Raw genomic sequence first — 20726 nt, forward strand, 5'->3', positions numbered from 1 at the left:
TTTATAAGTCTAAATCACCTGCCACCATGCCACATATTCCGATTTCTCCAGCCCTGCAGCGCTTTCGTGTCCTGGACCTGTCACGGGTGCGTGCCGGGCCGACGTGCGTGCGTATGCTGGCTGACTTCGGCGCCGACGTGATCCGCATCGAACCTCCCCCTGGCATTGATCCCAACGAGGCCATGTTTGCGGCGGATCGCTGGAACGGCGACTTCCAGAACCTGAACAGAAACAAGCGTTCATTGACGCTGAATCTGAAACGCGAGGAGGGCCGAGAGGTGCTGCGCTCTCTGGTGGAGCAGGCTGATGTCGTCGTTGAGAATTGGCGACCGGATGTGAAGGCGCGCCTGGGTGTGGATTATGAATCGCTGCGCGCGATCAACCCGCGCATCATTCTTGCCAGTATCTCGGGTTTTGGTCAGGATGGTCCATATGCGCGGCGCCCGGGCTTCGACCAGATCGTGCAGGGCATGGGTGGCTTGATGTCGGTAACCGGCCTGCCCGGACAAGGGCCGGTGCGCGCAGGGCTGGCAGTGGCGGATTCCAGCACCGGCCTATACACGGCGCTTGGCATACTGACGGCCTTGTTGGAGCGTGAAGTCTCCGGTGAAGGGCAGTGGGTCCATGCCTCGCTGCTACATGCCCAGATCGCGATGATGGACTTCCAGGCGGCACGCTACTTGAACGATGGCGATGTGCCGGTGCAAGAGGGCAACGATCATCCCACCAGTTGTCCCATGGGACTGTTTGCGGCTAACGACGGTACGTTCAATCTGGGCGCGGCGGGGGAGGGAAACTGGAAACGTTTTTGTTTGGTACTGGGTCGGCAGGACTGGCTGGATGACGCGGACTACGCCACGGAAAAGCTGCGGGTTCGCCATCGACGGAAATTAAACGAAGTCATACAGGAAGTCTTTCGTGAGCAATCCGTGGCGCATTGGGTCGATCTGCTGAATGCGGCAGGCGTGCCGGCTGGACCCGTGTACAGCGTGCCACAAATGTTCGAGGATCCACAGGTACAGCATCTGCAGGCCGCGCGTACGGTGCAGGCCTGGCAGGGGGGCGAGCGCACGCTGATCAGCCAACCGGTCACATTGACGCGGACGCCCGCCGCGATCGCACGCACCGCACCGGGCTGGGGCGAGCATACCGACGAGGTTCTGCGCGAGGCAGGGTATGACGACGCGGCCATCGCGCGTTTGCATGCCGAAGGGGTGGTGTGATGACGCAGCCGCAATCGATAACGACATCTCCGGAATGGATGACAACACCGAAAAACGCACCGGGTCATATCGATGTGCGGCGCGTTGACGGATTGCTTGTTATTGAGGTCGTGAATACGCGTCGATACAACGCCATGTCCTTGAGCATGTGGGAAAGCCTGGGTCAGGCAGTGCAGTCGGGCGACAGTGACTCCGACGTGCGCGCGGTGGTCCTGCAAGGGCGAGGCGACAGGGCATTTGTGTCGGGCGCCGACATTTCGGAGTTCGGCGAACAGCGCAACGATCCTGAGCAGGTGGCTCGTTACGAGCGGGCAGTCGCCAGCGCGCAGAACGCGTTGATCGCTTGTCGTCATCCCACCATCGCCGTGATTCGCGGTGTCTGCATGGGAGGGGGTATGGGCCTCGCGGTGTCTTGCGATCTGCGCTATTGCAACGCCAGCGCTCGATTTCGCATGCCGGCCGCACGGCTGGGGCTGGGCTACACCCTGGTGGGCGTCGCGCGCATGCGCGAAGTCCTGGGTGCGGCGCGATGTTCCGATCTGTTTATGACCGCCCGCACTTTCGATGGGCTCGAAGCGGCGCGCATCGGGTTGGCCACCGAGGTTTTCGACGATACGGATTTCGATCGGAGCGCCATCGAACGCATCAATGCCGTCAGCGGCAATGCTCCACTCAGCCTGCGGGCAGCCAAGCTGGCATTACGGCACTTGCCAGGCCTTGCGGGGGCGCCATCGGCCGACGAGGTGAATGCGGCCGTACAGGCCTGCTTCGACAGTCAGGATTACCAGGAAGGCCAAACCGCGTTCCGCGAAAAGCGATTGCCGCGCTTCGCAGGACGCTGATTTTGATGTCAAACAAGGGGAAATCATGAAAACATTCATCAAGACTGCGTTGACCCTCGCCTTGGCGGGGTATGCCGCGATGAGCGTTGCCGTCGGCCCGCAACCCAAGGCTGCTGCGACGCCACAGGAACTGAGCGTCGGATACGTCAAGGTCGGCCACTTGTCGCCCATGCTGTTCGTCGCCGACGAGGTCAAATCCTGCAACGTCACGATCAAGCCCGTCGAGTTTGTGCGCTATGCAGACGCTCGCACGGCGCTGTTGTCGGGGTCGGTCGACATTTCGGGCGTCGGCCCGGCGGATCTGGCGATTGCGCTGGCGCAGGGCAGTGACAAACTGGTCGGCCTGACCGGCGTGGCCTCATCTCCCAAATACCTGGTGACCCGCAAAGGCGTCGATATCAAAGACTGGGACGACATCAAAGGCAAGCGCATTGGCATTGCGCCGGGGTCAGCCGTCTGGTTCCAGTGGGCCGCCACGTTGACGGAGAAGGACGTGCCGTACAACAGCTTTACGGCCGTGAATATCCAGGGGGGTGGTACCGCATTCGTGCAGGCTTTGCAGCGCGGTGATGTGGACGCGGTAGCTCTGTGGGAACCGTTCGAATCGCAGTTGGTGGCCTCGGGTGATGCCTATTTCTCTAAAAATCTGGAGTACAGCCAATCCAAAGCCGTCGGCGCCGAGTTGGGGTTACTGGCCGCCACGCGAGAGGCCATCAAGACCAAACGCGAAGCCGTGACCTGCTTTTTGTGGGCCTACAAATCCGCGGAAGAGCGGTTCGCCAAGGATCCCGAAGCCTTTGCGCAAGCCTATGCGAAATACACCGGTCTGCCGATCGACGTTACGCGTGAATCGGTAAAGCTCATCAAGCTGGGCGGCGTGCTGGATCTGGATCAATTGCAGCGCCAGGCGAAGACCTTCCATGACTTGGGCGTGATACCGAAAGATGTCAGTGATGACGTGACCCGAGCCTGGGACCCGTCCTTGATCGAACAGGTGATGCAGTCTAAATAACGTAAACGATGCGTGGCGATTTTCGTTCGTCACGCCAGGAGAGTTTGTTGAACGCATCTACGTTAAAACAGGTGGCGCTAGTGGAAAAAAAACCTCCACGTCGTTCACAGATGCTCAAGCAGACCCTGCTTGGGTTCATCGTGCCGATCCTGGTCCTGTTGATCTGGCAGGCGGCGGGCAGTTCCGCGCGGTTCGCGGGCATCGTCCCTACACCGTGGCAGGTGGCCCTATCCTGGTATGACTGGATTTTCGGTAGTCCGGGGCTTGGCCTGAATCCCTACTTGGGAACATGGGTCAGCAATGTCTCGTATTCCGCGATGCGCGTCTTTCAGGGGTTCGCCCTGGCCATGTTGGTCGGGATTCCGACGGGACTGGCCATCGGCTGGAGCCGACTCGTGTCCGACATGCTGGATCCGATGGTGCAGGGGCTACGTCCGATCCCGATCACGGCGTGGCTGCCGTTCTCCATCGCTGTCTTTGGCATACGCGATATGGGCTCCATCTTCCTGATTTTTCTGGGCGGGTTCTACGCGATCGTGGTCAACACGACACAGGGTGCGCGCGACGTCGATCGTAACTTGATTCGCGCCGCGAGCATGATGGGGGCCACCTCAAGCCAACTATTGCGGCGTGTCGTACTACCGGCGGCGATGCCATCGATCTTTACCGGATTGCGCATAGGGCTGGGCATCGCCTGGACGGCCGTCATCGTGTCTGAAATGGTCGCGGTGAAATCGGGGCTGGGTTACGTCCTGTGGGATGCCTATTACGTCGGTCGCATGGATATCGTGTTGGCCGACATGGTGTCGATCGGCTTGATGGGCTATATCAGCGACCGGTTGATCGTGCTGATCGAGCGCCGCGTACTCTTGTGGCGCATGTTGCAGAATCATTGAGGATCTCATGACCAATATTGCGGTATCACAGGTCAGTAAGACTTATCCGGGCGCGACGCCCGTGCACGCGCTAGAGGGCATCGATCTGAACGTGCACGCGGGCGAATTCGTGGCCTTGCTTGGCCCGTCGGGTTGCGGAAAATCCACGCTGTTGAATCTCATCGCGGGTTTCGAGGCGCCCAGTTCAGGCCGCCTGACGGTCAATGGCGCCACCGTGTCGCGCCCTGGCCCCGAGCGCGGTGTGGTGTTCCAGGAGGCGGCCTTGTTCCCCTGGCTTAACGTCTGGGAAAACGTGGTGTTCGGTCCCAAGGTCGCGGGCATGCCTCAAAACGCCTACGAAGCGCGTGCGCGCGAGATGCTCGACATTATGGGGCTGTCGGCCTTCGCCAAGCATTTGCCGGTGCAGTTATCCGGTGGCATGCGGCAGCGCGTAGGCATTGCTCGTGTATTGACGATGCAGTCCAAAGTGTTGTTGATGGACGAGCCTTTTGGTGCGCTGGATGCACAGACTCGTTTGACGATGCAGGAGTTGCTGTTGTCCGTGTGGCAAAACCTGCGCACGACAGTCGTGTTCGTCACGCATGATATTGACGAGGCTATCCTGCTGGCCGACACGATTTATGTCATGTCCGCGCGTCCGGGACGCATCGCGTCGCGCATGACGGTACCGCTGGAACGTCCTCGGTCTCTGGATCTGATCACGGGCGAGGTTTTCAATGGCCTCAAGTTGGATATTCTGAAGCAGATAAGGCACTGACATGGCGAATCCGCGCATTGCTTATGCTTTCCCCGAAGACCGTTCGGTGTGTCAGCCACATCCAGACGGCGCGATCATGGTGCACCTGGTGATCAATGTCGAGAACTGGAGCCTGGATCAGCCCATGCCCAGAACATTGATCACGCCGCCGCATGGTAAAGAAACCGTGCCCGACGTACCCAATTTCAGTTGGGCCGATTACGGCATGCGTGCGGGCTTGCCGCGTATGCTCAACGCGATCGCACAACGCGAGTTGCCCGCGTCAACCAGTTGCAATGCCAGCGTGATCGATGCTTACCCGCGCGCCGCCGAGGCCATGCTCCGTCACGGATGGGAATTCATCGGGCACGGCATGCACCAAAAGTCCATTAATCATGCGGGTGCCGAGGCCGATATTATTGAGCAAACCCTGGACAAGATTGCGGCGTTCACGGGGATGCGTCCGCGCGGCTGGTTAAGCCCGGGATTGCGCGAGACCTTCGACACGCCAGACATACTGGCTGCGGCCGGCGTCGATTACGTGTGTGACTGGGTCGTGGATGATTTGCCCAACTGGATGCAGGTGAAAACGGGCGCGTTGATGCAAATGCCGTACAACCTGGAGTTGAACGACTCGATCATCTACGCCATCGAAAAGCACGCGTCTAATGAGTTTTTGCTGCGCCTTCAGCGCACGCTAAGCCTGTTCGAGCGGGAAAGCCAGATTCAACCCCGCGTGCTGGCGCTAGGCCTGCATCCCCATTTGATGGGTGTTCCGCACAGGTTCGGCTATTTCGAAGAAATGCTCGACCTGCTGATCGCGCATCCGAGGGTCGTATTTCTCAACGGAAGCGCGATCGCGGATTGGTACGCCGCGCAGTTTCCAGCACCCGGTTCGCAAACGGAGAAAGCGCATTGACGACGCGCATGCCGCTGGCCTTGACGCTGGCGAAACTGTGCCTGCGACCGGTCGATGCGCGCACGCGGGACCGGTCTGCTCTGCATGTGATGCACTGGCATGGTGGTGCGGCATTAGCTGCCGTGACCGAGTTGGCCACCCATGTGGCGCATGCACACGGTGGCATTGCGCCGGCAAGCGACGTTGGCGCGATGACGTCTGACACGGTGGCAGCGCTAATGCCCGGACCCGCTGATTTGTGGTTCGAGTCGGCGCTGGGCAGCCTGCTGGAGATTGACGATACGCATCGTGGCGCGCTCGTTCATCCCGGACCCGTGATCGTCCCCGTGGTCTTGCATATGGGGCGGGCACTTCGCGCATCAGGGCCAACCGTGCTGGATGCCTTGGCGCGAGGGTACGAGGCCACGATACGCATGGGGTTAGCGGCCAACCCGGCGCATTACCGGTTTTTCCATCCCACCGCGACTTGCGGTGCAATCGGCGCTGCCGTTGCGGCGGCAGCGCTTCTAAAGTTAAGTGCGGAGCAATGCGCACATGCCATTTGCCTGGCTGCAACACAGGCGGCTGGCTTATGGCAAATCCGACTGGACGATTGCGATGCGAAACCTTGGCATACGCAACGCGCGGCACAGGTGGGCGTACAGGCTGCCTTGTGGGCGCGCGCCGGATTGACAGGCCCAGAACATGCGTTGGAGGGTGATAAGGGTTTCTTTGCAGCGTTGTCCGAGCAGGGCAACGCGACGGCTGTTTTGAATGCGCCAGACAGCGATCCTCATATCCATGGCGTCAGCTTCAAACCTTGGACGGCCTGTCGTCACGCTCATGCGGCGATCGCCGCCGCATTGGATGTGCGAAAAATGTGGTTAAGCGCACTCTCCAGCATTCCGCCACGTACCGCATTGGTGGACGAGATACGAAGCATCGACATTCATACCTATGACGACGCTATTGCATTTTGCGATAGGCCCGAGCCGGTAAGTGCCGCGCAAGCGCGATTTAGCTTGCAGCATGTCGTGGCGCAGGCCTTGCTGTCAGGTAGCCTGGAGCCGGCGCAGCTGGATGGCCCATCGTTGACGGATCCTGATTGCGCACGACTGCGGTCGCTGACACGGCTGCTAACCGATGCGCGCAGCAATGCTCGATATCCTGCGCATTTTGGCTCCGCAGTCACGATGTCATTGAAAGATGGTCGTACGTTCCAGGCGCAAGCCGATGACGCGCCCGGTGATCCGGAAAATCCGTTGACACTGGCGGCGTTGACGGATCTGACGCAGCGATTGATGATGGCTGCGGGTTGGACGGTGAGTGAGACCCAGGCAAAGATCCAAGCTTGCCTGGCGTTGCCTGTGCACGCGGATTGGGATGCATTGTCGCCATTGCAGCCCGCGTCGATGTGCCCGAGGCGCATAGAGTGAAAGGCGCTAGAGACATCAGTTCCCTTGATTCGAAGGATTACGCAAACACGACAATACCGCGATACGCTTGCGCTCAATGAGGTCAAAGTCGATCTTGGCGCCCAGGCCCGGTTCGGTGGGTGCATGAGCGTAGCCTTCCGCGTCGGGCTCAATGTCGTCAATCAGGCTATATTTCTGCGCACCGCCCGGAAGCAAGACTTCGAAGAATTCCGTGTTTTTTAACGCCATGGCGACATGCAATTGCGCGACGTTGTTCAACGAATTTCCACCGCGGTGGATTTCGTAGTTTATCCATTGCTTCCAGAAACCTTGGCATCCATGCCGGGGAGGAAAGGAGTGCAGCCGTCGGGCTGCAGGATTGGTCTGATATGAGTTGATATCTGGATAAATATCCAGCCATCTGGTTCGGTTTGGATAGTATCTTGGGCATGCAAACCAAACGTGCCTACCGATTCCGGTTCTATCCCACGCCCGAGCAAGCGATGACTCTGGCTCGCACGTTTGGTTGTGTGCGCGTGGTCTATAACCACATGCTTAATCTTCGTTCGACGGCTTGGGCCGAGCGACAAGAGCGTCTGGGGTATCACGTGACCTCGGCTGCGCTGACGGCGCTGAAAAAGACGCCGGACCACATTTGGTTGAACGAGGTTAGCAGTGTTCCGCTGCAACAAACGCTGCGCCATCTGCAAACGGCGTTTGTTAATTTCTTCGCGAAACGCACGGGATACGCGCGCTTCAAACGCAAAGACGGTTCGCAATCCGCCGAATACACGGCCAGTGCTTTCCGTTGGGATGGCCGGTCGCTCAAATTGGCGAAGATGCGCGAGGCGCTCCCGATTCGTTGGTCCCGTCAGATTCCCAAGGTTGCTAAGGTCACCACCGTCACCGTCAGCAAAGACCCCGCAGGACGATACTTTGTCAGTCTGCTGTGCGATGACGTCGTGGCACAGAAACCTCCGACGTCGAACTGTATCGGGATTGACCTGGGGCTGTCTCATTTTGCGACCCTCTCAACAGGAGAAAAAATCAATGCGCCGCAGGTCTTTCGACAACATGAAGCCAAGTTGGCCAAGCTACAACGCCGTTTGGCCAGGAAACAACGCGGCTCGGCTCGCCGTGCCAAGGCGAGACTAAAAGTCGCCAAACTGCATGCCAAGATCGCAGACACCCGCAGGGATTTCCTGCACCAGCTCTCCACCCGGTTGATCCACGAGAACCAAGTGATCGCCGTAGAAAGCTTGTCTGTATCAGCCATGCAGAAAAACCGCTGTCTTGCTAAATCCATCGGTGATGCCGGATGGGCGGAGTTCGTGAGACAGCTTGAATACAAAGCGCGTTGGGTTGGACGAGACGTCGTGCGGGTGGATCGCTGGTACCCCTCCACCAAGCGTTGCAGCCATTGCGGGCATGTCTTGACCAAGTTGTCGTTGAACGTACGGCGTTGGTCGTGCCCGGGATGCGGAACAGACCACGACCGTGACCTCAACGCAGCGAATAACGTATTAGCCGCCGGGCTGGCGGTGTTAGCCCATGGAGAAACGGTAAGACCTGAGTGCATGAGTGTTGATGCGCAACGGCTCGGTTCGGTGAAGTGGGAATCCCTTCCCTTTAGGGAAGGGGCAGTCAACGGTTTGGATAGACAACAAACCCAGTTTGCTCGAACCGGAAAATTTGCTGGTATGCGCCGCGTAACTCGTCGGTGCGATGTCGTCCCAAGAGAAAATCGTGATATTGATATTGTCGATCTTCGTGTCGATCTTCGTGTCGATATCTCCTGCGGCTATCCCTCACATATTCTCCACAGCCTGATCTTGCGCGATATCCTTCATGACGCCGGTTAATACCTTTACATGCTGATCCCATGCGTCCTGCATTCGGACGATCGGTCCGACGATGGATAGGGCATACCATTTTCCGGCCAGGCAAAAGGGCGCAGCCACGGCGGCGAGATCCGGAACACTTTCCGAGATATTCGCTGACCAGCCTCGTTGACGAGATAGCGTTAAATCTGCCCGCAACGCTGATGGGCTGCTCAGGGTTTTATCGGTCAGCGCTGTCAGTTTGAGACGACCCAGCACATCCTGCAATTCCTTCTCTTCCAAGGCCGACAACAAGGCTTTGCCTAGGGAGTTCGAGTGCAAGCCTCGAGTCTCGCCGGCTTGCGCGGTATAGCGGATGGGGTGGGACGAGGGCTCGACGTCCAGATAAAGCACCCGCAAATCTTCACGTGTTCCCAGAACCGCGGTTTCACGGCTTTTGTCCCGTAGTCGCACCAAGTAAGGGCGCAAGATGTCCAGTACGGGATCTTGCATGTCAATGGACGTACAGATGCCCATCAATTTCTTTGTCGGGTAATAGGTGCGTTTGCGTGTTTGGTAGAGGTAGCCGCGGCCTACCAGCGTGCGCACCAGCGCCAGCGTGCTGGACATCGGTGCCTGTAATCCCTGCGAGAGCTCGGTGAGAGACAGCGGTTCCCCCTTGTCTGCATAGCATTCAAATAAATCAAGTGTACGGGCGACAAGTTTTACTTCCGACATAAATCCATCCTATCGATAGGACAAGGCGCCCGTCGGGCAAGAGCCTGTCTGGGTCAGCGGCCAAGAAGGGTCAACGCGAGGTACTGCATTGCCTGGGTATCAAAATTTTATCCAGCTTAACAAAAATTCATGTGTAGGAATAATTATTCTTTCATAAGAATTTAAGGTGATATAGTTTTCTCGACATGCCCACCGGCATTCCAAAAAGCCGCGCGGTTTGAGCGGCAATACAGAACACACGGAGACGATATGAACATCTGGTCAAAAAAGCTGGCAGCGGCCGTTTGCCTGAGCGCGGTTCCTTTTTCAGCCGTCATGGCGCAAGGGGGCTATCCCAATCAAGCGATACGGTTGCTGGTGGGTTATTCGCCCGGGGGGTCGGTGGACATTGTGGCGCGTGAGTATGCGCAACACCTGGGCCAGCTACTCAAGCAGTCCGTGGTGGTTGAAAACCGCGGTGGCGCCAGCGGAACGATTGCGGCGCAGGCCGTCGCGAGCGCGCCCGCCGATGGCTATACCCTGTTTTTCACCGCCAGCCCGACCGTCACGATTACCCCCGCGCTGCAAAAGACAAACTTTGATCCGATCAAGGATTTTCAGCCCGTGGCGACGGTGGTGAGCTACACCAACGTATTGCTGGTGAACGCCGCATCCCCTTATAAGGACATTCAATCCCTGGTGACGGCGGCCAAGGCGAATCCCGGCAAGTTGACTTACGGGTCTGCCGGCGTGGGCGCGTCGAACCATCTGTCCGGCGAACTCTTCGAGCAAAACGCGGGCATTGAGCTGACGCACGTTCCGTACAAGGGCAACGCACCCGCGCAAAGTGACCTGATCGCGGACCGGATCACCATGTTGTTTGACCTGAATACCACGGCGAAAAACCTGGTGGAAAGCGGTCGTGTTCGGGCATTGGCCGTTACCTCGGGTGAACGCAATGCCATGTTCAAAGACGTCCCGACCATGGTTCAAGCCGGTTATCCCAAGTTCATTTTTGACGGATGGCTGGGCATCCTGGCACCTGCCGGCACATCGGCAGAAGTGGTTAAGGCCCTGTCGGACGCGAACGCAAAAATACTTGCCAACAACGCTTTTCGCGAGCGGATGCAAGCCTCGGGCTACACCATCGTCGACAGTTCTCCCAAGCAAGTGGGGGAACGTATTGCAAGCGAGGGAGAGCAGTTTCGCGACCTCGCCGAGCGTGCCAATCTTCGCCAGGATTAAGGGAGCAATTTGATGTCGAAATACCTTGTTGGCCACTTGGTGGCAGACTTTCTCGCCCATAACGGTGTAGACACCGTCTTCGGCATTATCTCCGTCCATAACATCCCGATGATGGACGGTATCACGCTGAACAACACCATCCGTATGGTGATGACGCGCGGAGAGACGGGCGCCGCGCACATGGCTGACGGCCTGGCGCGTGCGAGCGGCAAGGTCGGCGTCGTGATCAGTAGTACCGGGCCGGGCGCATCCAATGCGGTGCCTGGCTTGGTAGAGGCCAGGTTTGCGGGTACGCCGCTGCTACACCTCACCGGCCAGAGCGCCATGGCTCATATCGGTGCCGATACGGGCGCCGTGCATGACGTGCCAGACCAGCTAGGCATGCTGAGCAGCGTCAGCAAGAAAGCCTTTCGCGTGCGCGCAGCAAACGAGGCGCTCGATGTCTTGAAGCAGGCCTGGACCGAGGCGGTGACGGCACCGAGAGGCCCCGTCAGTGTCGAGATTCCCATCGATATTCAGCGTGCCGAGATCGGCCGGCCCGCCGATGCACAGGCCTATGTCGTTCCCGCGCCAGCATCGCGAGAGCCGTCAGCGCAAGAGATCCAGCAGCTGACGCAACTCCTGAAAGCCGCCAAGCGTCCCATGATCTGGGCAGGTGGCGGCGCCCGGGATGCGAGTCGGGAGCTAGCTGCATTGCTGGAGTTGGGCTTTGGCATGGTCACGAGCTGGAATGGGCACGGTGTCGTCACCGACGACCATCCCTCGAATCTCGGCGGGCTCAACGGCCCGGGCAGCCCGGCGGTTCAAGCGCTTTATGAGCAGGCCGATCTCCTGCTCGTCGTGGGTTCCCGGTTGCGTGGGCACGAGACCCTTGATCACAAACTGAAGCTGCCAGACAACCTGGTGAGAATCGATGTGGATCCGGCTGCCCAGGATCGCGGTTATCCCGGCAAGCTTCTCGTATGTGCCGATGCCGCCGTCGCGCTGCGGCAGCTGCTGACCCGCTTGCGCGACGAGACATTGTCGATTGATCCGGCATTTACGCAGGCCGTGCGCGATGCGAAGCAACAAGCGATCGCTGATTTTCGACAGACGCTGGGCCCTTATCAAGACTTTGCGTCTGAACTGCGTGCCGTGATGCCCGCCGATACCATCTTCGCGCGCGACGTTACGCTCAGCAATAGCACGTGGGGCCATCGCCTTTTCCCGCTGCATGACCAGCATCACAACATCTATCCCGTAGGGGCGGGCATCGGCCAGGGGCTTCAGCTCGGTATCGGGGCAGCGATCGGCAGCAAGAATCAAAAAGTGGTGCTGCTTAGTGGTGACGGGGGTTTCTTCTTCAATATGACGGAGATATGGACGGCTGTGCAGGAAGCTGCCAACATCGTGATGATCGTCATGAATGACGGTGGCTATGGCGTCATCAAGCACATGCAGGATGCGATGTGCGAAGGACGCTATGCGCATAGCAATCTGTTGGCGCCCGATCTGTTAAAGCTGGCCGAACTCGCCAATATGCCGGCTTGGCGCGTGAGCAGGGTAGAGGACTTTGGCGCCACCGTACAGCAGGCGCTCGCGACGCGCGGCCCCTCTCTCGTAGAGGTCGACATGCACGCCATCGGACCGTTCCCGCCGTACTACCCCTATTCCGCGATGATCAATGCCGCCAAAGCACGGGCGGGTGATGAGGCGAAACCATAACGTGGCAGGCGATCATGCAGAAAGCTTCTAGTTTGACTGACCGCGACTCGGTCGGCGGGGCATTGGACGGCATCCGTGTCATCGATCTTTCCAGGGTGCTAAGCGGCCCCTATTGCACTCAGATATTGGCCGACCACGGTGCAGATGTGATCAAGATCGAGCCGCCCGCCGGCGATGAAACTCGCACCTGGGGTCCCCCTTTCATGGGCGACGTCGCGGCGTATTACCAGGGGATCAATCGCAACAAGCGCGGCGCCTGGCTTGATTTATCGTCCGAAACCGGGCGCGATCATTTGCTGGCTCAACTGGAGAATGCCGACGTCCTTGTCGAGAACTTCAAGAGTGGCACGATGGAGCGTTGGGGGCTGGGTTTCGACGTGCTGAGCGAACGGTTTCCGCAATTGATTCATTGCCGCGTATCCGGCTTTGGCGCCGATGGTCCGCTGGGTGGCATGCCCGGTTACGACGCCGCAATCCAGGCCATGTCCGGCATCATGAGCGTCAATGGCGATGCCGCTGGCGAACCCACGCGCGTGGGCGTGCCGATCGTGGATATGGTGACGGGTATGAATGCCGCGATCGGTGTGTTGTTGGCCCTGCAAGAGCGACGTCGCAGCGGCCGCGGGCAGTTCGTGGACATCGCGCTGTTCGATTGCGCTCTGTCAATCTTGCATCCGCATACGGCGAGCTACTTTGCCTCTGGCGCCAAGCCTGAACGAACGGGCAATGCCCATCCCAACATTGCCCCGTACGATACCTTTCCAACCGCGACCGACCCGATTTTTCTCGCTGTTGGCAATGACCGTCAGTTCGGGATTCTGTGCGAGGCGCTTGGCGTTCCAGAGATCGCAAAGGACCCGCGATATGCATCGAATCGTGATCGGTGCGCCAACAGGCAGGCGCTTAGCCAGGCATTGATCGCGCTGCTGCGTGAGCACGACGCCCAGGCGCTTTCTGAACAGTTGCTTCAGGCGGGGGTGCCGTGCTCGAGCGTGTTGAGCATCCCTCAAGCCTTGCAGCATCCTCATACCGCGCATCGTCAAATGGTCCTGGAGCACGATGGCTACATGGGTATCGCCTCGCCGGTAAAACTCAGCCGAACCCCCGCGCGTTATCGCATGCCGCCGCCGTGTTTTGGTCAACACCAGCTCGAGTTTGATTTTCCGGCTCCCGTGGTTGTGTGAGGCTAGGGCAGCGTCGCATCAATATTTTTCAACCATCCACCCCAGCAGGATACGTGTCATGGATTTCAGACTCAGTGACGAGCACGAACAAATAAAATCGGCGATTGAACGCCTGTGCGAACCGTTCGATGATGAGTATTGGTTCAACAAGGACAAGAACGGCGGCTATCCCTTTGATTTTCATCAGGCGCTGGCGCAGTCAGGGTGGCTGGGCATTGCCATGCCGCAGGAGTACGGCGGCGCGGGGCTGGGGATCAGCGAGGCGGCACTGATGATGCACACGATATCGGCTACCGGTGCTGGCCTGTCTGGTGCATCGGCCGTACATATGAATATTTTTGGCCTGCACCCGGTTGTGGTGTTTGGTACGAAAGATCAGAAACAACGGTGGCTACCGCCCCTGATCGCAGGTACAGACAAAGCCTGCTTCGGCGTCACCGAGCCCAATACGGGCTTGAACACGCTCAAACTGAAAACCCGTGCCGTTCGCCAGGGAGATCATTACGTGGTCACGGGTCAGAAGGTGTGGATCTCGACCGCCCAAGTCGCTAATAAAATTCTATTGCTGGCGCGTACGACCCCGATTGAGGACTGTAAAGGGAGTGAAGGGCTGAGCCTGTTCTATACGGACCTTGATCGTTCCGCTATTGAAGTGCACGAAATCGAAAAGCTTGGCCGCAAGTGTGTGGACTCGAACCAACTGTTCATTGATGACTTGCGCATCCCTGTCGAAGACCGCATCGGCGACGAAGGCAAGGGGTTCAGCTACATTCTTCATGGATTGAATCCCGAGCGTATCCTCATTGCCGCGGAGGCCGTCGGCCTGGGCCAGGTCGCGCTGCGCAAAGCCAGCCGCTACGCCAAGGAACGCGAAGTGTTCGATCGGCCGATCGGCAAGAATCAGGGCATACAGCATCCCCTGGCGCGTTCGTGGATGGAGCTGGAGGCCGCTCACCTGATGGTGCAAAAAGCCGCGTGGCTGTACGACCAGAAACAACCCTGTGGCGCAGAAGCCAATAGCGCGAAGTTCCTGGCGGCCGAAGCCTGCTACACGGCTTGCGAGAACGCCATCTTTACGCATGGCGGCATGGGCTACGCCAAGGAATATCACGTCGAACGCTATTTGCGCGAGGCATGGATACCGCGCCTCGCACCCGTGAGTCCGCAGATGATTCTTAGCTTCATCGCCGAGAAAACATTGGGTCTGCCCAAGTCCTACTAAATCGTAAAACATTGGCTCTGCGGGCCTGCCGCGGAATCGTTGCGGAATTCGCAAAGGGCGCAGGCGGACGTACACTCTATGTCGATCATAAAAATGAGGCGACAAATGCGTTTGGATAACGTTCAAAATTTGCTGGATTTCGAAGAACTCGCCCGCAAGGCACTGCCTCGGGCGATATTCAGCTATATCCAGAATGGTGCCGAGGACGAGGTGTCCCTGCGGCGCAATCGAAATGCGTTTGAGCGTTACGGCTTTATTCCGCGGATGCTGCAAGATGTCTCTGGCCGGCATCAGCGGATTACGCTGTTTGGTCACGAATATGCCAGTCCATTCGGCATTTCACCGGTGGGGCTGGGTGCCATGTACACCTATCACGGAGACGTCGCGCTTGCCCAGGCGGCGCATCAACGCAATGTGCCGTATGTCCTGAGCGGTGCGTCGCTGACCCGCCTCGAAACCGTCGCGGCGGCCGCGCCCAACGCGTGGTTTCAGGCCTATGTACCGGGTGAAAAAGACGAAATCCAACGCCTGCTGGATCGCGCCGCCGCGGCGGGATACAAGAATCTGGTATTGACGGTGGATCTGCCGGTCTCGGTGAGCCCCGACCGGTATGTGCGCAATGGTTTTTCATCGCCCCTGCGACCTAGCCTGAATCTGGCCTTGCAGGGGATCTCGCGACCCGGATGGTTGTTTGGTAGCTTTGCGCGCATGTTGTTGAACGATGGCATGCCGCATCTCGAGAATTGGAGAGCCGAGCGGGGTCATCCGGTTCTCTCTAAAAACCTGAACAGGGACATCAAGAGCCGTGACAGCCTGAACTGGTCGCACATCGAGGCTGCGCGCACCTTCTGGCAGGGCAACCTGATCATCAAAGGCGTACTTTCCGTTGAGGATGCGAAGGTCTGCCGTTCTATCGGCGTGGACGGCATCGTGGTCTCCAATCACGGTGGCCGCCAAGTGGACGGGGCCGTATCGCCGCTGCACGTGTTGGCTGACATCGTAGCGGCCGTGCCCGAGACGGTGGTGATGATGGACAGTGGAATACGGCGGGGGTCCGATGTCTTAAAAGCACTCGCCTTAGGAGCGCGTTGCGTCTTTGCCGGACGCCCCTTCAATTACGCCGTCGCGGCCGCCGGGCAGGCAGGGGTGCTTCGGGCACTGACGCTGCTACACGAGGAAGTCCATCGGAATATGGCCCTGCTGGGGGTCACCCACCCCTACGAGGTCACCATGGCGTCGTTGCGTGACCTGGGGGCAGGGTAGCGCCTGGGCCGATAGCGGGCTGATGGGTGGTCTATCGGCCGTCAACGCGATGGGCGAGAGCGCGAGGCCAGGAGGCTTTCCGCGCCCGCCAGATCCGCCACGGTATCGATATCGGTGATGATGCCCCTGTCGTGCAGCGCCAGGTCCAGGACCTCATTTGATGTGCGGTAATGGCGCACCACCGATGCGGCACCCATCTCGCCGGACAGTTGCATCAGTGCATCGCGACACGCCGCGCTGAACCCGACTGGATGCCCCCGGTGCTGTTGCCAATGGGGCACCACCACGGTGTATGTGGCCAGCGCTTGCGCCACGCAACGTAACGAGTGCGGTGTGACCAGTGGCAGGTCGCCAGGCAGGATAAGCCAGCCTGGCGCATCGACCGTGGCGTTGATGCCTGCGGCGATAGAGTCGCCCATACCGGCTCCCGATGCATGGTGGACAACGTGCCACGGCAATCCCGACGCCGTCACCGCGCGTATCACGTGCTGTAGCACGGGCAGCCCCGCTAACGCTGCGTCAAGCTTGTGCACCTGTCCCCCTGACGCGCGAAAACGGGTTCCCTGGCCGGCTGCAAGTACAATGACGACGGGATCAGGTAGCGTTTTTGGCATTTGGCAATACGATCGATTAATGGGATGTGCTTAGTCTATCCTGGCTAGCGGCAAACCGTAGACAGTAGGCAAGCGGGACGTTCGGGAACGAGCACAGCCCGCCACGTATAAGGAAATCATCGCATGGAAAGCGTCGACGTACGCGTATTGCGCAGCGCACGCGATTGGCACGCCGACGGGCAGCGAGTCATGCTCGTCACGGTCGTCAAAACCTGGGGTTCATCCCCGCGCCCAGTCGGTTCCATGATGGCATTACGCGAAGACGGCCGCTGCATCGGTTCGGTGTCAGGGGGCTGTATCGAAGACGACTTGGTGCAACGCTATACCCAGGCCTATGGAGGCGAGGGCATACCGCGGTCGACACCCTCGCTCGTGCGTTACGGCGTCACGGCGGACGAGGCGCATCAGTTTGGGTTGCCGTGTGGCGGTACGCTGGAATTGCTGTTGGAGTTTCAGCCCGATGTTGAGGCACTGGATGCGCTGGTTCAGCAACTGGAGTCCGGCCACCTCGTCCAGCGGTCGGTGAACTGCGCCACCGGCGCCGTCACTCTGACGCCCACCACCGCTCCCGAGGCGCTGCACTTTGATGGTGCGATGTTGTCCAGTACGCTGGGGCCGCAATATCGGATGTTGCTGATCGGCGCGGGCGTAATGGCCGAATACCTCGCTACCATGGCGTTGTTTAACGATTTTGCGGTCACTGTCTGTGATCCGCGCGTCGAACACACCGGGAGTTGGTCCGTGCTTGGTGTCGCGCTAGTCTCCGACATGCCCGACGACGCCGTCCTTGCGATGAAACCCGATTCGCGGACGTGCGTGGTGGCCTTGAGCCACGACCCCAAGCTCGACGACCTGGCGCTGCTCGAGGCACTGCATAGCCCAGCATTCTATGTGGGGGCAATCGGTTCGCGCCGTAATACCAACGAACGCAAAAAGCGCTTTATCGAGTATTTCGACGAGACCCCCGAATCATTGCAGCGCCTGCACGCACCGATCGGCATCTATATTGGCAGCAAGACGCCCGCGGAAATCGCTGTCAGCATCATGGCCCAGGTGCTTGCCATCAAAAATGGGGTGGCGCTTCCTGATACGCTATCCGTGGAGAGCGCCAAGACGCGTCAGGAAACATCGGCTTCCTGACGTGTTTTTTCAGTCGGCACACGGTGTCCGGGCTAACCTGCCGCCTCGAACACGGCGCAGGCCTTGAGCAACTCCGCGTCCTGGCGAAAGCCGCCTACCCGTTGCAGACCGATCGGCAGGCCATCCGAGCCGGTGCCGCAGGGCAGGGTAGTTTGCTGCATGGTGACTGTTCGCTAGTATTTATTTGAACGGATCAGACCTTCCCGTCGCTACCCTCCAGTTTATCCTGCGTACGCAAGTCGAAATCCGAGGCGTCGTGTCGCTCGTGCAGTTGGCTGGATAGATCTCCGCGGGCACGGTTGACGATCCGGCCTCGTTGCACGGCGGGGCGGGCCGCGATGGCGCTTGCCCAACGCAGGACGTTCGTATACTCCTGCACGGACAGAAATTCGGCGGCGTCATAGATCTCTCCTTTGACGAGGCCGCCGTACCACGGCCAGACTGCCATATCCGCGATGGTGTACTGGTCGCCCGTTAGAAACTCGTTGTCTGCCAGACGCTTGTCGAGCACGTCCAGTTGTCGTTTGGCCTCCATGGCGAAGCGATCAATCGCGTACTCGATCTTGACGGACGCATAGCTATAAAAATGCCCAAACCCTCCACCCAGATAGGGCGCGCTGCCCATTTGCCAAAACAGCCACGACAGGCACTCGGCGCGTTCGGCGGGTTCGGTCGGCAGAAAGGCATCGAACTTCTCCGCCAGGTACATCAGGATGGCGCCCGACTCAAAGACGCGAATGGGCGTAGGCGTACTGCGGTCGACCAGCGCTGGAATCTTCGAGTTCGGATTCGCCGCGACAAAGCCGCTGCCGAATTGATCGCCTTCGCCGATTCGGATCAACCAAGCGTCGTACTCGGCGCCTTGGTGGCCCAATGCCAGCAGTTCCTCCAGCATGATCGTCACTTTCTGGCCATTAGGCGTGGCCAGTGAATAAAGCTGCAGGGGATGTCGGCCCACCGGCAGTTCTTTTTCATGCGTGGCGCCAGAAACGGGCCGATTAATGTTCGCGAATCGACCACCGTTTTGCTTTTCCCACTTCCATACCTTGGGCGGGACATAATCGGACGAATTGTTCATCATTTGCTCCGGGAACCTCGGCATTCATGCCGGGAGGAAAGGGCGCAGCCGGCCAGAATCAGACTGGCCCGGCTATGGCCTGAAATTACTTCTTGGTCGCACGCACCTTGTCTTCGATGCGCTTGCCGATGTCAGGGTCCACGTTCTTCCAGTAGTCGAACGCACGCTCGAGCACCGGGCTGCGTACACCGCCCAGCAGACCGCCGGCAACGGTGTCGACCAACTGATTGCGTTGGTCGTCGGTGAACACCTCGCGCACCAGGATGCCGGCTTGGCCAAAGTCGTCGTCTTCCGCGTGCAACTGGTAGGCGCTGCGCACCATGTCGCCATCGGTGTCCCAGCCATCCTCCACCTTGCCGGTCTCATCGGACCATGTGCGCCCACCGGAATTCGGCACATAAACCGGTTGATTTCCGCTGTGCTCATAGGCCATTTGGCCGTCAAACATATAGGTGTTGACGGGGACCTTGGGTTTGTTGACCGGCAGTTGATGGAAATTCGTGCCGATACGGTTGCGTTGCGCATCGGCATAGGCGAAGGCGCGTCCCAACAGCATCTTGTCCGGCGACAGGCCGATACCTGGCACCGTGTTACCCGGCGAGAAAGCCGCTTGTTCAATCTGCGCAAAGAAATTTTCGGGGTTGCGATTGAGCGTCATCGTGCCCACTTCGATCAGCGGGTAATCCTTGTGCGACCAGGTCTTGGTCAAGTCAAAAGGATTGAAACGATAGGTCTTGGCATCGTCATACGGCATGATCTGAACGGACATGACCCAGACCGGGTGGTCGCCGTTTGCGATGGCGTTGAACAGGTCTCGGCGATGGTAGTCGGCATCCAGGCCGGACATTTCGCTGGCCTCTGCGTTCGTGAAAAATTCCATGCCTTGTTTGGTATGGAAGTGATATTTCACCCAGAATCGTTCGCCTTGAGCATTGATCCACATATACGTATGTGAACCGTAGCCGTTCATATGACGCCAAGTGCGGGGCAGGCCGCGAACGCCCATGAGATAGGTCACTTGGTGGGCGGATTCGGGATTATTGGTCCAGAAATCCCACTGCATGTTGGCATCACGCAGGCCCGAGTCCGGCAGGCGTTTCTGGCTGCGGATGAAGTGCGGGAACTTCATCGGGTCGCGCACAAAGAAAACGGGCGTGTTGTTGCCGACCAGATCGTAATTGCCTTCGTCTGTATAGAATTTCAACGAAAAGCCGCGTACATCGCGCCAAGTATCCGGGCTGCCGGATTCGCCCGCCACCGTCGAAAAACGGGCGAGGATTTCGGTCTTACAGCCTTTTTGGAACAACGCGGCCTTGGTGTAGGCCGAGACATCCGCAGTGGTTTCGAACTCCCCAAACGCACCGCCGCCCTTTGCGTGCGGCTGACGTTCGGGCACTTTCTCGCGGTTAAAGTGCGCCATTTGCTCGAGGAAGTGCACGTCATGGAGCAGGATGGGGCCGTTTGTACCGACGGTCAGCGAATTACGGTCGCTGACAGCAGGTGCGCCTGCGCCCGTGGTCGAGGGGGGATTGCCCGGTTTTTTAGAATCACTCATGGTGTGTTCCTTTCAGCAAATACGATCTGTGTTGCATGCGCCGGTACGCAACGGGCACGCGCTTTACGCTTACGTCGATAACTATACAGGCCAGCCAGCAGCAGGATAATGACATCCACCCCGATGGCCATTGCCGACACGAGTCAGGAGCACGAAATCCAT

The 20726-nt window shown here is 59.0% G+C and carries 20 protein-coding genes; 14 read left to right on the plus strand and 6 right to left on the minus strand.

The genetic code is table 11. From position 1 onward, the window contains the following. Window positions 1–26 precede the first annotated feature (26 nt). The 7 genes from ACYVDM_RS10005 to ACYVDM_RS10035 all read left to right on the plus strand — a co-directional run bounded on the left by ACYVDM_RS10005 (window position 27) and on the right by ACYVDM_RS10035 (window position 7043). Window positions 27–1223, plus strand: a complete 1197-nt coding sequence (locus ACYVDM_RS10005) for a CaiB/BaiF CoA transferase family protein (protein ID WP_415786275.1) — start codon at window positions 27–29, stop codon at window positions 1221–1223. A 38-nt stretch (window positions 1224–1261) separates the two neighbouring features. Further along, complete coding sequence (locus tag ACYVDM_RS10010) at window positions 1262–2065, plus strand: enoyl-CoA hydratase (protein WP_415786273.1); 804 nt, start codon at window positions 1262–1264, stop codon at window positions 2063–2065. 25 nt (window positions 2066–2090) lie between these two features. Continuing rightward, on the plus strand, window positions 2091–3077 hold the full coding sequence (locus tag ACYVDM_RS10015; protein ID WP_415786271.1) for an ABC transporter substrate-binding protein: 987 nt from the start codon (window positions 2091–2093) through the stop codon (window positions 3075–3077). Window positions 3078–3187: 110 nt separating this feature from the next. Then, window positions 3188–3973 (plus strand): ABC transporter permease, encoded by a 786-nt coding sequence (locus ACYVDM_RS10020; protein ID WP_415787059.1) that lies wholly within the window; start codon window positions 3188–3190, stop codon window positions 3971–3973. 7 nt (window positions 3974–3980) lie between these two features. After that, window positions 3981–4730, plus strand: coding sequence for an ABC transporter ATP-binding protein (locus ACYVDM_RS10025; RefSeq protein ID WP_415786269.1), 750 nt, complete (start codon window positions 3981–3983; stop codon window positions 4728–4730). 1 nt (window position 4731) lies between these two features. Further along, complete coding sequence (locus ACYVDM_RS10030; RefSeq protein ID WP_415786267.1) at window positions 4732–5628, plus strand: polysaccharide deacetylase family protein; 897 nt, start codon at window positions 4732–4734, stop codon at window positions 5626–5628. After that, window positions 5625–7043 (plus strand): MmgE/PrpD family protein, encoded by a 1419-nt coding sequence (locus ACYVDM_RS10035; protein ID WP_415786265.1) that lies wholly within the window; start codon window positions 5625–5627, stop codon window positions 7041–7043. Before ACYVDM_RS10030 ends, ACYVDM_RS10035 begins: the two co-directional genes overlap by 4 nt. A gap of 15 nt (window positions 7044–7058) precedes the next feature. Here ACYVDM_RS10035 and ACYVDM_RS10040 read toward each other — a convergent pair whose 3' ends face one another. Next, window positions 7059–7496, minus strand: a complete 438-nt coding sequence (locus ACYVDM_RS10040) for an enolase C-terminal domain-like protein (protein WP_460475413.1) — start codon at window positions 7494–7496, stop codon at window positions 7059–7061. Between ACYVDM_RS10040 and ACYVDM_RS10045 the strand changes: the two genes are divergently transcribed. Further along, entirely contained in the window at window positions 7472–8884 is a 1413-nt protein-coding gene (locus tag ACYVDM_RS10045) for an RNA-guided endonuclease TnpB family protein (protein WP_415786263.1), read from the plus strand. The two genes, ACYVDM_RS10040 and ACYVDM_RS10045, sit on opposite strands and share 25 nt — an antisense overlap. Here the strand turns inward: ACYVDM_RS10045 and ACYVDM_RS10050 are convergent. Further along, entirely contained in the window at window positions 8831–9580 is a 750-nt protein-coding gene (locus ACYVDM_RS10050) for an IclR family transcriptional regulator (protein ID WP_415786261.1), read from the minus strand. The genes ACYVDM_RS10045 and ACYVDM_RS10050 overlap by 54 nt on opposite strands. 249 nt (window positions 9581–9829) lie before the next feature. Between ACYVDM_RS10050 and ACYVDM_RS10055 the strand changes: the two genes are divergently transcribed. The 5 genes from ACYVDM_RS10055 (at window position 9830) to ACYVDM_RS10075 (ending at window position 16177) form a co-directional block, all read left to right on the plus strand. After that, a complete protein-coding gene (locus ACYVDM_RS10055; RefSeq protein WP_415786259.1) occupies window positions 9830–10804 on the plus strand; it encodes a Bug family tripartite tricarboxylate transporter substrate binding protein in 975 nt (324 codons plus the stop codon). A 12-nt stretch (window positions 10805–10816) separates the two neighbouring features. Then, window positions 10817–12508, plus strand: coding sequence for a thiamine pyrophosphate-binding protein (locus ACYVDM_RS10060; protein WP_415786257.1), 1692 nt, complete (start codon window positions 10817–10819; stop codon window positions 12506–12508). A gap of 14 nt (window positions 12509–12522) precedes the next feature. Beyond that, a complete protein-coding gene (locus tag ACYVDM_RS10065) occupies window positions 12523–13692 on the plus strand; it encodes a CaiB/BaiF CoA transferase family protein (protein ID WP_415786255.1) in 1170 nt (389 codons plus the stop codon). A 58-nt stretch (window positions 13693–13750) separates the two neighbouring features. Beyond that, a complete protein-coding gene (locus ACYVDM_RS10070; protein ID WP_415786253.1) occupies window positions 13751–14914 on the plus strand; it encodes an acyl-CoA dehydrogenase family protein in 1164 nt (387 codons plus the stop codon). Window positions 14915–15019: 105 nt separating this feature from the next. After that, window positions 15020–16177 (plus strand): alpha-hydroxy acid oxidase, encoded by a 1158-nt coding sequence (locus ACYVDM_RS10075; RefSeq protein WP_415786251.1) that lies wholly within the window; start codon window positions 15020–15022, stop codon window positions 16175–16177. A gap of 41 nt (window positions 16178–16218) precedes the next feature. Here the strand turns inward: ACYVDM_RS10075 and ACYVDM_RS10080 are convergent, their stop codons facing one another. Continuing rightward, complete coding sequence (locus tag ACYVDM_RS10080) at window positions 16219–16791, minus strand: nucleotidyltransferase family protein (RefSeq protein ID WP_415786249.1); 573 nt, start codon at window positions 16789–16791, stop codon at window positions 16219–16221. A 123-nt stretch (window positions 16792–16914) separates the two neighbouring features. Between ACYVDM_RS10080 and ACYVDM_RS10085 the strand changes: the two genes are divergently transcribed. After that, on the plus strand, window positions 16915–17931 hold the full coding sequence (locus ACYVDM_RS10085) for an XdhC family protein (RefSeq protein WP_415786247.1): 1017 nt from the start codon (window positions 16915–16917) through the stop codon (window positions 17929–17931). Window positions 17932–17963: 32 nt separating this feature from the next. Here ACYVDM_RS10085 and ACYVDM_RS10090 read toward each other — a convergent pair whose 3' ends face one another. From ACYVDM_RS10090 to ACYVDM_RS10100, 3 genes are all read right to left on the minus strand, one after another. Next, window positions 17964–18092: a hypothetical protein gene (locus tag ACYVDM_RS10090; protein ID WP_415786245.1), complete on the minus strand. Its 129-nt coding sequence runs from the start codon at window positions 18090–18092 to the stop codon at window positions 17964–17966. Window positions 18093–18124: 32 nt separating this feature from the next. After that, a complete protein-coding gene (gene yghU / locus ACYVDM_RS10095) occupies window positions 18125–19009 on the minus strand; it encodes a glutathione-dependent disulfide-bond oxidoreductase (RefSeq protein ID WP_415787055.1) in 885 nt (294 codons plus the stop codon). Window positions 19010–19094: 85 nt separating this feature from the next. Further along, window positions 19095–20564 carry a catalase gene (locus ACYVDM_RS10100; protein WP_415786243.1) on the minus strand — a complete coding sequence of 490 codons (1470 nt, stop codon included), beginning with the start codon at window positions 20562–20564 and terminating at the stop codon, window positions 19095–19097. Window positions 20565–20726 lie beyond the last annotated feature (162 nt).

This window comes from Bordetella tumulicola (genome assembly GCF_054779135.1).